The sequence below is a fragment of the Streptomyces sp. ISL-66 genome (assembly GCF_018614135.1).
Lineage (GTDB): Bacteria > Actinomycetota > Actinomycetes > Streptomycetales > Streptomycetaceae > Streptomyces.
This window is the reverse complement of the sequence record NZ_JAGGOW010000042.1, coordinates 1-11,151: the sequence shown is the minus strand read 5'-3', so window position 1 is coordinate 11,151 and position 11,151 is coordinate 1. Positions and strand designations below refer to the sequence as shown.

At 71.2% G+C, this 11,151-nt stretch carries 9 protein-coding genes, 1 tRNA gene and 3 pseudogenes; 6 read left to right on the top strand and 7 right to left on the bottom strand.

What is annotated here, in order from left to right; all coding sequences use genetic code 11:
- The first annotated feature begins 346 nt into the window (after nt 1–346).
- From J7E97_RS09945 to J7E97_RS09935, 3 genes and pseudogenes are all read left to right on the top strand, one after another.
- Complete coding sequence (locus J7E97_RS09945; RefSeq protein WP_308346447.1) at nt 347–1,165, top strand: TetR/AcrR family transcriptional regulator; 819 nt, start codon at nt 347–349, stop codon at nt 1,163–1,165.
- A 478-nt stretch (nt 1,166–1,643) separates the two neighbouring features.
- Nucleotides 1,644–1,881, top strand: a pseudogene (locus J7E97_RS36960) (DNA helicase); the annotation flags it as partial.
- A gap of 700 nt (nt 1,882–2,581) precedes the next feature.
- On the top strand, nt 2,582–3,973 hold the full coding sequence (locus J7E97_RS09935) for a site-specific integrase (RefSeq protein WP_251054177.1): 1,392 nt from the start codon (nt 2,582–2,584) through the stop codon (nt 3,971–3,973).
- 31 nt (nt 3,974–4,004) lie between these two features.
- On the opposite strand, the gene J7E97_RS09930 is transcribed toward J7E97_RS09935, so the two are convergent.
- A tRNA-Pro gene (locus tag J7E97_RS09930) sits at nt 4,005–4,078 on the bottom strand.
- A gap of 84 nt (nt 4,079–4,162) precedes the next feature.
- Here J7E97_RS09930 and J7E97_RS09925 point away from each other — a divergent pair.
- Nucleotides 4,163–4,714, top strand: coding sequence for a DUF309 domain-containing protein (locus tag J7E97_RS09925; protein ID WP_215024576.1), 552 nt, complete (start codon nt 4,163–4,165; stop codon nt 4,712–4,714).
- A gap of 114 nt (nt 4,715–4,828) precedes the next feature.
- On the opposite strand, the gene J7E97_RS09920 is transcribed toward J7E97_RS09925, so the two are convergent.
- From J7E97_RS09920 to J7E97_RS35655, 3 genes and pseudogenes are all read right to left on the bottom strand, one after another.
- The gene (locus J7E97_RS09920; RefSeq protein ID WP_215024574.1) at nt 4,829–5,218 is read right to left on the bottom strand and encodes a VOC family protein; all 390 of its coding nucleotides are present in this window, start codon (nt 5,216–5,218) and stop codon (nt 4,829–4,831) included.
- A gap of 275 nt (nt 5,219–5,493) precedes the next feature.
- Nucleotides 5,494–5,607: pseudogene (locus J7E97_RS09915) on the bottom strand (LUD domain-containing protein); the annotation flags it as partial.
- A 157-nt stretch (nt 5,608–5,764) separates the two neighbouring features.
- Nucleotides 5,765–5,860: pseudogene (locus tag J7E97_RS35655) on the bottom strand ((Fe-S)-binding protein); the annotation flags it as partial.
- A 189-nt stretch (nt 5,861–6,049) separates the two neighbouring features.
- On the opposite strand from J7E97_RS35655, the gene cobF reads away from it, so the two are divergent.
- Nucleotides 6,050–6,802, top strand: a complete 753-nt coding sequence (gene cobF / locus J7E97_RS09910; RefSeq protein ID WP_215024572.1) for a precorrin-6A synthase (deacetylating) — start codon at nt 6,050–6,052, stop codon at nt 6,800–6,802.
- A 34-nt stretch (nt 6,803–6,836) separates the two neighbouring features.
- On the opposite strand, the gene J7E97_RS09905 is transcribed toward cobF, so the two are convergent.
- Together J7E97_RS09905 and J7E97_RS09900 are read right to left on the bottom strand one after the other, a co-directional pair.
- Nucleotides 6,837–7,991, bottom strand: coding sequence for an aminotransferase class V-fold PLP-dependent enzyme (locus J7E97_RS09905; protein WP_215024570.1), 1,155 nt, complete (start codon nt 7,989–7,991; stop codon nt 6,837–6,839).
- Between the two features lie 195 nt (nt 7,992–8,186).
- Nucleotides 8,187–9,065 (bottom strand): LysR family transcriptional regulator, encoded by an 879-nt coding sequence (locus J7E97_RS09900; RefSeq protein ID WP_215024568.1) that lies wholly within the window; start codon nt 9,063–9,065, stop codon nt 8,187–8,189.
- Nucleotides 9,066–9,266: 201 nt separating this feature from the next.
- Between J7E97_RS09900 and J7E97_RS09895 the strand changes: the two genes are divergently transcribed.
- On the top strand, nt 9,267–9,668 hold the full coding sequence (locus tag J7E97_RS09895; RefSeq protein ID WP_215024566.1) for a nuclear transport factor 2 family protein: 402 nt from the start codon (nt 9,267–9,269) through the stop codon (nt 9,666–9,668).
- Nucleotides 9,669–9,711: 43 nt separating this feature from the next.
- On the opposite strand, the gene J7E97_RS09890 is transcribed toward J7E97_RS09895, so the two are convergent.
- Nucleotides 9,712–11,151, bottom strand: a 1,440-nt coding sequence (locus J7E97_RS09890) for a glycoside hydrolase family 71 protein (RefSeq protein WP_215024564.1), incomplete at its 5' end; no start/stop codon positions are given.

Here is an 11,151-nt window from a genome sequence, read left to right as displayed (position 1 = left end):
TTGTCGTTGGCCGTCCACAGTCTCCCTTCCTCCGACGGGGAGTCGAGTGGTCGAAGGAGTTCGTAGCGCCCTCCCAATAAGACGTCTCCTGGACCGAGCTTCACGCATACCTCCAGTCAGCGCGGGCACCGAGGACGGCCTGGCTGCTCAAGGGCAGCAAGAACTCCGTTGACGAAGCTGTCATTTCAGGCGCTTGGTGAACCACCATCACATTGTGAATGTGTTTTACTCCGCTAGTGGCCGAGGTCACAAGCGCTATGGGAAACTTGCAGGTGTGGATCACTGAACAGGGTGGCCGGCAGGCCAAGACAGGACGGCATCCGGACAGCGGCGAGGAGGTAGCGCAGTGGCCACTGGCACGCCTCACAAGGCCCGTGGTGGCGCCCGGCGCGCCCAGCTGCGTGAGCAGCTCATGCAGGACAGCCGAGACGCGGCGCGAGAGATCATCGCGGCCGGAGGATTGAGCGGTCTCACCGTGAAGGCGGTGGCTGGCAAGGTGGGCGTGACGCCAGCTGCGCTCTACCGGTATTTCGACGGCAAGCACGGACTGATCCGCGCACTGTACGGAGACATCACCGCGGAACTCATCAGCACGGTTCAGACTGCCGTGGAGCACCAGGACGCCGACGACCTCAGCGCCAAGCTGCACGCCGCGACGCATGCCGTCCTCGTCTGGTCCGTGGCGCATCCTGGCGAGTTCAGCCTGCTGATGGGGGCCGGCTTCCCTGAGGCCACCGAGTCCGGGGACGAGATCCCACAGGCGATCTCCCGTGAACTGGGGGGATTGTTCGCCGGGCTGTTCGTCGAGCTCGTTCGGCGGGAACTGATCGACGGCGAAGTCGAACAGGGTATGTCGGAAGTCCTGCGGCGCCAGCTCGTCGTCTACCAGCAGGCGGTCAGCCCCGGGCTTCCGTTGGGTGCCATCAGCGCGATGATGTACTGCTGGCGGCAGATTTACGGCTTGATCTGCATGGCCGTCAATCACCATCTCGCTTTCGTCTTCGGCGACGACTACGAGGCCCTGTTCGAGGAGATGATGGCTGACTTGCTGCCCAAGCTGGGGGTCCTGCCAAGCCCGAAGCGCCGCTACCTGAAGGTCGGCCCTCAGCGGCAAGCCACGGTGCAGAGGCCGCGAGGAGAAGTGGTTCTTCGCAACCACTACTGAGTTGAAGCTCGTGGTGTCGTCAGGACTGACGGCTGGTCGTTCGCTGGGGCAATGGGGCCACGCGGCATCTGCAAGAAGGCAGGCCGGCCGGCGTCGCTGCCGAGGCTCAGCCAGAAGCGGTTCACAGCTGAAGAGGGAGCTGGCCAAAAGGCCGGCCGCGCAAGGCTGGGATGACCATCTCAGGACGCTCGAGCGGATCAATGCGGTCATCCGACGACACTTCCGCCTCACCTACACGATGCAGGGCGGCCGCAGGCTCCTGCATTGCGCTCGGCCTGGCCGAGGGGCACCTCGTCTACGCCAGGGACTTCCTCCGCACTCACGGGGAGCACGGGCAATGAACACCTCGGGCGTGACACTGCGCCTGCTCGACAAGGCCGACAAGGCCGACAAGGCCGACAAGGCCGACAAGGCCGACAAGGCCGACAAGGCCGACAAGGCCGACAAGGAGATCCTCAAGCTCCCCCGCACGGTCAAGGGCGCGTTCTTCGACTTCCAGCACAAGTTTAAGGCGAACCCGCACGTCGGTGGTGTCACAGACGGTCTGGTTCCGCGCGATGCGGTCAACCAGCTGCGCTCCAGTGATCTCGTGCGCTTCCGCCACGAGGTGCAGCGAGCCCGGTCCCTGGCTGTTCGTTGCGGCCACCAGGGCCCGGGACAGCGTGGACGTCTTCTGGCACGGCGCTCCCAGCCCGTTCCTTGGGCCCTCGTTGACGGGCTCGGAGTACGCGGAGCAGGGAAAGACCTCGCCCCCGCCGCGTCGTGGACGCGGCCGGGGCGACGTGACGAGGCTTCAGAACGAGCGTCACCTGAGCGTCAGCAACTTAAGCCGCGCCCGGACGACGCGAGCGAGACCAAGATGGTCCCAACCGAACCTGCAGGTCAGGCGAGATTCAGCGGCGCCGACCCTCCTTCACCATGTTGCTCGTCCGCGGAAACAGGTCGAGTACCTGACGAAATCCGAGAAAGACCAGGTCAGGAGTCCTCGCGCACCGGCTCCAGGATCGCCACGTGCGTCATCGGAAAGCAGTCGAAGAGGGCGGTGGATGAGGCTGGGTTGCATATCACCTGCCCGGCGGAGAGGCTGCCCTTCCAGAAGCGGGCGAACCGCGAAACGTCCGACCGTGACCCTGCGGGCCGCCCGGTCGACACAGACCAAGATCCGGGCCATTCACGGGCCAACCTCCGACCACCCCAGCCCAACATCCACGTTTCCGCTGGTCAGCGGCAGTGCCGCTCCTGTACCACCACCACTCGAAGAATCTGCTGGGCGTCTCCGAAGCTAGGTCAAGGCGCTGCCCTTGGCGCGGTATCAAGGGAAACCGGCTGCTCACGGCGCCCGTGAGGGGCGTGGTGGTCGCGTGTGGTCGCAGGCTGGAGGTACCCACTCCCCTCCGCCTCCCGGAGGCGATCCCCATGCGTACCAACGTCGGCCGCGGCCGTGTCTACCGCCGCTGCGGCTGCAGGGACGACCATCGCCATCAGCTCGGCGCACACTGCCCCCACCTGGTCACCGACAGCGAGCACGGCACCTGGAGCTTCGCCGTCGATCTCCCCACCCCAGACCGCCGCCGCACCACGGTGCGGCGGGGCGGATTCTCCAGCCAGGACACGGCCGAGCAGGCCCTGAGCCGCTTCCTCGAGGGCGAGGCCGGCGGGTTCGACGCGGACCCGAATCAGACGGTCGCCGCCTACCTCCACGCGTGGCTCACTGCGAAAGCGCTCGCGCTGAAGCCGACGACGATGGCCCGGTACCGCGACTACGTTCGCAACGACCTCGTCCCCGCGTTCGGCACCCTCAAGCTCGACCAGCTCGCACACCGTCACGTATCGGCCTTCGCCACCAACCAACTTGCCGCCGGCCGTGGCCGGACGACCCTCTACCGGTGCCTGGCCACCCTCTCCAGCGCCCTCGGCGACGCGGCTCGACAGCACCGCCTCCCACGCAACCCAGCCAGTCCCCCAGTCCTACAGCGACCGCCATCGCCGGAGCGACACATCTGGACAGCAGAAGACGCCGCCCGCTTCCTCGCCCACTGCCACCAAACCGACCCCGAGATGGCCGACCTGTTCGAGTTCCTCATCGGCACCGGCATGCGTAAGGGCGAAGCCCTCGGCCTGCATTGGAGCGACGTCCACCTTGAACAAAGCGTCCTCTACGTCCGCTGCACCCTCTCCGCGGTCGACAACAGCCACCTCGTTATCACCACACCGAAGACCCGGGCCAGCCAGAGCTGGGTGGCTATCTCGCCCAGGGTGGCCACCGCCCTCCGGCACCACGCACAAACAGCCCCCCGCACCCGCGGCGATCCCGCCGATCCGTTCACCGGACTGGTCTTCTGCCGCCCCGACGGCCGACCGCTCGGACCTCACCAGGTACTGGACCGGCTCCGCCGGCTCTCCGAGGAAGCCGGCGTCCCCAGGATCACGGTGCACGACCTGCGGCACCTGGCCGCCACGATCACCATCACGGCGGGCGTCCCACTCACAATCGTCTCCAAGACCCTGCGGCACTCCACCCTGTCGACCACCGCAAACCTCTACAGCCACCTCACCCAGCAGGCAGCCCGAGAAGCCGTCGACGACACCCTCACCAAAGCTGAAAAGACCAGCCACCAGCCGAACCGGCCCGCATGGCTGCGACCACCACGCGACCACATCCGCCGGCTCCGTGAAGCCCTCCGCCGACTCCGCTCCCCCGCAGTACCCGGCTTCAGCGCCACGGCCGACCGGCCCCAGACCGGACGTGCGACCACACTGCGACCACCACGGCCCCGGACGCACGAAAGGCCGTCCTCTCACGGATGAGAGAACGACCTCCGACCTGCATGAAGCAAAGTCGGGACGACAGGATTTGAACCTGCGACCCCTTGACCCCCAGTCAAGTGCGCTACCAAGCTGCGCCACGTCCCGATGTGCTTCCGACTGGGCTTCCCACTTGGGTCATCCCCGTCCCGGCGGCACATGCAGAACATTACCCCACGACGAGGGGTGTGCATGCACTGGTTAACCGGCGGGAGGCAGGATGGCGGGGTGAACGCACGAGATCGGGACGGTGAGGGGCGGGCGCGCAGCGCGCGGCCCAGGGACGGGCTGGGGCGTCCGCTGCCCTACGGGACCCAAGGCGTGGAGCGGCAGCCCGAGGGGGTGCCGCGCTCGCCCGGGGAGACCGTCGCGGAGGCCCAGCGGCTGCTGGACGCCGGGATGCCCTTCCACGCGCACGAGGTGTTCGAGGACGCCTGGAAGTCGGGACCGGACGCGGAGGCCGCGCTGTGGCGCGGTCTCGCGCAGCTTGCGGTCGGACTGACCCACGCGGCGCGCGGGAACGCGGTGGGCGGCGCCCGGCTGCTGCGCCGGGGGGCGGACGTCCTGGCCGGGCGGACCGGTCCCGGGGACGGGGACGGGGACGGGGAGACCCTCGGGAGCGGTACCGCCTACGGGATGGACCTGCCCGGGCTCGTCCGCTGGGCGCGGGAGCTGGCGGGGCGGGTGGAGGGCGGCGCGGCGGTCGACGCGGCGACCGAGGCGCCACGGCTGAAACACACGTGAGGCGCGCTGGCGGCCGCTGAGGCACCGCTGAGGCGCCGCCGCGCCCGACCGGCCAAGGGGGCCCGACGGGGCCCGGCACCACCCTGCACTGCCCGACCAGCGCACCGCCGGGGCCTACGCCGGCTGGAGGAGGTCCCAGCGGTTGCCGTAGAGGTCCTGGAAGACCGCGACGGAGCCGTACGCCTCGTGGCGCGGTTCCTCCAGGAAGCGGACCCCCTCGGCCGTCATCCGGGCGTGGTCGGCGGCGAAGTCGTCGGTATAGAGGAAGAAGCCCACGCGGCCCCCGGTCTGGTCACCCACCCGGGCCTGCTGGGCCTCGCCCTTGGCCCGGGCCAGGAGGAGGGCCGACTCCTCGGCGCCACGCGGCCGTACGACGACCCAGCGGGATCCGTCCGGGCGCGCGGTGTCCTCCACGAGGTCGAAGCCGAGGGCGCGCGTGTAGAAGTCGATGGCCTCGTCGTAGTCGTGGACCACGAGGGCGGTGAGGGCGATGTGTGCGGACATGACGCCTATTGTGCGCCGAGGAATACGACGTCCAGGGTGCGGGGCCGTGGCCGTGCACTCCCTCCACCCGGTCCAGCTCGATCTCGCTGGTCAGGGGCCGGGGGTCCAGCAACGGCAGCGCCCGCAGGACCGAATCGACACCTGGCCGGGGACGGACCACGCGGATCTAGTGGGTGCGGGACCAGGGTGATCCGGCGGCACCCCTGGCCCGGGCTGCGGTTCTTGCCGCTCATGGGCGCTCCCTCCGTTGCAACCGGCAGGCCCCGCACAGGAAGCGGCAGCGTCCGGAGGAGGATCTCCAGCTCCCGAAAGGGCGGAACCACCTTCTCGACGCCGACCACGGAGATCAGGGTCTCGGGCAGGGTCAGGCACATCCGGCCGTTCAGCCCGATCTCTTCGGTGCCCATGGACTTGACCTTGTTGGCCACTTCGCGCGCGCCGGTCGCGGCCCCCAGCTCCGTGACGATCCGGTTGGCCTTCCGCGCGTCGACGGGCCATGGACGGTGCCGCCGGCAACGGTGACGGAGGCCTCCGACCGGGAAGGCACAGCCGCCGGGGCCGGTCCCCGAGCCCGAGGCCCCGTATCCCGCATTCGTGGCAGGAGGGGTGTTGGGTGACCGCGTGCGGGAAGTGCGCGCCCACCCCGAGCCGCTCCCAGGAGGCGGCCGACGGCGACGCCCGTGCGCGGTAGCGGGGAGCGGGATAGCCGGGAAGCGGGGAGCGGGGTGGCCGGGAGCGAGGTAGCGGGGAGCGGGATAGCCGGGAGCCGGCAGAAGGCTCGTTCACGGACGTGGCGAACAAGGCGGCGCGCAGGACGGGCAGAATGGCCCGGTGAAGAAGTTCTCAGTGATCGGCATAGGCGCGGGCGACCCGGACCACCTGACCCTCCAGGCGGTCAAGGCGATCGGCGCGGCGGACGCATTCCTCATCCTGGAGAAGGGCGAGGAGAAGGCGGATCTGACCGGGCTGCGGCGCGCGATGCTCGACGAGCACGCCCGCCCCGGACACCGGCTGGTGGAGGGCCGCGACCCCGATCGCGACCGGACCCCCGCCGACTACACCCCCACCGTGGACGGCTGGCGCAGCGCGCGGGCCGAGATCTTCGAGCGGTTCATCGCCGAGGACCTGGCGGAGGGCGAGACCGGGGCGTTCCTGGTGTGGGGCGACCCCTCCTTGTACGACTCCACCCTCGCGATCCTGGACGAGGTGCTGGAGAAGGGCCGGGTCGCCTTCGAGCACGAGGTGGTGCCCGGCATCAGCAGCATCTCCTCTCTGCTGGCCCGGCACCGCACCAACCTCAACCGGGTGGGCCGCCCGGTCCAGATCACCACCGGGCGGCGGCTCGCGGAGGGCTGGCCGGCGGACGTGGACGACGTGGTGGTGATGCTGGACGCGCGGCACGCCTTCACCGCCCACCTCGACCAGGACCTCCACATCTACTGGGGGGCGTACGTCGGCACCCCCGACGAGATCCTGGTTTCGGGCAAGCTGGCGGAGGTCGCCGGCCGGATCGAGGAGCTGCGCGCCGAGGCCCGCGCCCGCAAGGGCTGGATCATGGACACGTACCTCCTCCGGCGCGCCTGAGGGGCCCTCGCGGACGGGGTCCGGGTCCGTCGGCCTACCGCAGGAAGGCCGGCAGGACCTCGGCGAGCCGTTCGTACTCCTCGGCCCGGTTGTAGACCTGCCCGCACACTCTGATGCCGCCGCCCCCGGCCCACGGCCAGATCAGCACCCGGATGCCCGCCCGCGCCGCGAGCCGCTCGCGCAGGTCGACGGCGTCCTCCCGGGTCTCGGCGGTGCCGACGGGCAGCCGCAGGGCGCGCATGGCCAGGCCCTCGGTGTGCGGCAGCGGGGTGATGCCGGGGATTTCGGCGAGCAGGGCCGCGCCGTGGGCGGCCAGTGCGCTGTTGTGGGTCCGGACCTTCGCGGCGTCGAGCCGCTCGAGCAGGTCGAGGCCGTCCGGGGCGGCGAGCCAGCCGGTGTAGTCGAAGGTGGCGCGGTAGTCGACCGAGCGCGGGAAGCCGTGGTGGTCCTCCCAGGAGGGTACGAGCGCCCGGACCCGGTCCCGGTGGCCGGGGGCCACGGCGAGCAGCGCGGTGCCGGACGGGGAGTAGCCCCATTTGTGCAGGTTGCCGAACCAGAAGTCGGCGCCGCCGCCGAGCGGGTCGGCGAGCATGCCGGGCGCGTGGGCGCCGTCCACGACGGTGGTGACGCCCCGGGCCTTGAGGTCGGCGAGCAGCCGGGGCGAGGCGATGACCCGGGCGGTGGGCGAGCTGATGTGGTCGAGCAGTGCCACCTTCGTGCGCGGCGTCAGGCCGGCCAGCACGGTTTCCCGTACGGCGTCCTCGTCGGGGAGACGCGGATCCAGGGTGACGGTGGTGACCGTGGCGCGGCGGGCGGCGGCCAGGGCGACCGTGCCGTAGCCGTGGTCGGTGACCATGATCTCGTCGCCGTCGGCGAGGGGGATGGCGCCGAGGGCGAGGTTGGCGCCTTCGGTGGCGTTGGCGATGAAGGCGATCCCGTCGGGGTCCGCGCCGCCGAGGCGGGCCGCGATCCGGGCGCGGGCGCCGGCGAGGCGGTCGGCGACGGCGAGGAAGAAGGCGTCGGGGTCGGCGTGCGCTTCGGCCCGCAGGGCGGCCTGTGCCTCCTGGACGGGGAGGGGCACCGCGCCGAAGGAGCCGTGGTTGAGGTGGGAGACGGCGGGGTCGAGGCCGAACAGGGCCCGGCCGCCGGGGAACTCGGCGGGGCGTATCGACTCGGTGGGCGCGTTCACGTAGGTGAGCCTCCGGGAGTGCGGGCACTGGTGACCAGGGGATCATCCCCCGGCCGTGCGCGCGCCGGAACCCCGCCGTACGCGTACGGCGCGAAGGGCGCCCACTCCTCCCCCTCCCGGCCGCGCGCCAGAACCCCGCGCCGCCCGCGCGGGGCAAGGGACTCGGCCCCTGCGCGGACGCACGCTGCGGCGGACTCAGGCCGCGAAAGCGCTCCGGCAGCGGCGCAGCAGCTCGCGCAGCGCGGGCCCGCGCCCGTCCGCCCAGACGAGGGAGAGGAGCGCGGGGATCTCCACGTCCTCGATCGGGCGGGCGGTGAGCCGGTCGCGGTAGTGCTCGGCCATGGAGGCGCTCAGGACGGCGACCCCGAGCCCGCGTGCCGCGAGGTCGGCGATGGCGTCGGACGCGCTGGCCTCCAGGGCGATGGCGGGACTCAGTCCCTGCGCGGCGCAGGCCTGGTCGAAGACCGTACGCAGTCCCGTGCCCGGAGGCATGCAGATGACCGGGTGCCCGCCGAGGGCGCGCAGGGTGACGGGCTCGGCGCCGGCCAGCGGATGTCCCGGCGGGACCACGGCGACCAGACGCTCGCTGACGATGGTGAGCGCTTGGAGCCCGTCGGGGGTGGTGGCGGCGGTCCCGACGAGGGCGAGGTCGAGGTGGCCGGCGCGCACGGCCCGGACGAGGCGGTGGGAGTTGTCCTCCAGCAGCGCGATCTCCACTCCGGGGTGTGCGCGGTGGAAGGCGGCCAGCGCGTCGAAGAGCGGGGTGACGGTGCAGCCGATGACCATGCCGACCGTGAGGCGGCCGCGGATCAGATCGGTGACCTCGCCCACCGCCTGGCCGACCGCGCTGGCGGCGGCGAGGACGGCGCGGGCGTGCTCGAGGGCCGCCTTCCCGGCGACGGTGAGGGTGGCGGCGCGGCCCGAACGGTCGAAGAGCTCGGCCCCGAGCTCCCGTTCGAGCCGGCGGACCTGCGCGCTGACCCCGGACTGGCTGATGTGGACGCGCTCGGCCGCGCGGGTGAAGTTCTGCTCCTCGGCGACCGCGACGAAGTATTCGAGCTGCCTCAGTTCCATGACGGCTGATTCTAGCTTCCAGCAGATCCAGCTGTTGGACTTCTGATCGCAGGGGCACGAGGCTTGAAGCACAGCAGCACACCCCCCGGAAGCCCGAGTGGCCCCGGGGCCGGGGGCCCGGACCCAGAACCCAGAACCCTGAAGCCGGGACCCGTCGAACCCGCCGGAGCCAGTCGAACCCGTCCAACCCAGGAGGAAGCGATGTCGCACTACGCGTCGTACGAGAAGGCCCTTCGCCCCGAGGACATCACCCGCCTGTTCGTCGAGCGGTCCAACGCCGGCGACGCCGCCGGGGTCGCGGCCCTGTACGAGGAGGACGCGGTGATGGCCTTCCCGCCCGGTGAGCTGACGGTGGGGCGGGAGGCCATCCGCGCCCTGTGGGAGCAGGTACTGGTCCACCGGCCGCGGTTCGAGCCGGAGCCCCCGCTGCCGACGCTGGTGAGCGACGGCATCGCCCTCACCTCCACCCCGCCGAGCGACGGAGCGGGAGCCCGCGCACAGGTGGTCCGCCGCCAGCCCGACGGCAGCTGGCTCCGGCTGCTGGACCAGCCGGAGTTCGCCCCGGCGGCGGACGCGGCGCCCGCGGCCGCGCCCACCAGCTGAGGCCCGGCTCAGGCCTCCGGTCTACCGGCGGCCTACCGGCGACCTATCTCCGGCCGCTGGTGGCCGCGTAGTACTGCAGGTCCTGCACCTCCACCGTGCGGTCCACCGCGTAGGGCAGCTCCACCCGCGCCCCCGCCTTCCCGTCCCGGACCACGGCGGCCGAGCTGGTGCCCGCGCCCAGCGCCAGCAGCTCGGCATGCACGCCGACCGGGGCCTCGTGCGCGCCCTCGGCCGGTCCGACGGCCGTACGGATGTTCGCGGGCGCGGTGAGGAAGCTGAGCACCTCGACCGTGTCACGGGGCGCGGCACTGCCCTTGCGCAGGGACATCACGAGGGACTGGTCGCCGGTCGGATCGGCGGCGGCGTACTGGGTGCGTGAGGTCAGGTACAGGGTGTCCCGGACGATCTTCGGCCAGCTGTCCGTCTTGAACTTCGTGAGGTAGTAGGAGGACAGGTCGAGGTAGGCGTGGCCGTTGTGCAGGGACGGGGCGAACTGGCTGCCCTCGCTGTAGTCGTTCCAGGTGGTGAGCTGGACCCAGTCGGCCTCGTCCTCGATGGCCCGCGTCCAAGTGGCGCGCAGGGTGGCGGTGTTGCCGGCCTCGTCGTAGATGCCCTGGTTGGGTCGGGCGTCCTGGACCGATACCGGTTGCATCCAGATCTTGCCCAGCCCGTGCGCGCGCCGCGCGTCGCGCGCGGAGCCCTCCTGGCCGACGTAGCTGCGGCTGCCCCACTCGGAGAACCCGTAGCTGATCGGGGTGAACTGCTCGCTGTTCGCGCCGAAGTCGAGGAAGAGCGGGACGAACGCGGTGCGGATGCCGTGCTCGGACTTCAGCGCGTCCATGACCTGGGTCCACCACGCGACGCTCTTCATCTCGGCCTTGAACGGCGAGACGACGAGCCGTCCGTCGGGGAGCCTGTGCGCGGACGGGGCCTTGCCGATGTCCGCCAGGACGGCGGCGAACGTACCCGGATCGTCGGCCTTCAGGGAGGTCATGTCCGGCATCAGCATGATCTTGAAGGCCGGGTCCACCGAACGGGCCGCGTCCATCAGGAGGTTGGACCGCTCCCAGTTCTTCCCGGAGAGGGAGAGCAGGTCCAGGCTGAACCCGTCGATGCCCGCGGCGCGAGCGGTGCGCACCTCCTGCTGGAGGTTGGCGAGCTCCCAGTTGCCGTCCTTGGGCGGGACGGGCAGCGGCCGGTCCCGCAGCAGGCCGCCGTAGCGCCCGTGTTTGCCGCTTTCGCCGGCCGGGTTCAGATAGTTGCGGGTGTAGTAGTCCGCGTCGGCGCTCGCGTTGTCGAGCGAGAGCGGGTACGGCGTGAAGTAGTGGGCGAAGACCAGCTTCTTGCCGGCGGCGCCGGAGCGCAGGGCGGCCGGCTGCGGCAGGTCGAAGGGCAGGGCGCCGGTGGGGCGCGCTCCGGTGTCCGTGCCGGGCTGCGGGGTCGCCCCAGCCGCCCCGGCCGTGCCCTTGGCGCCGCCCTCGGG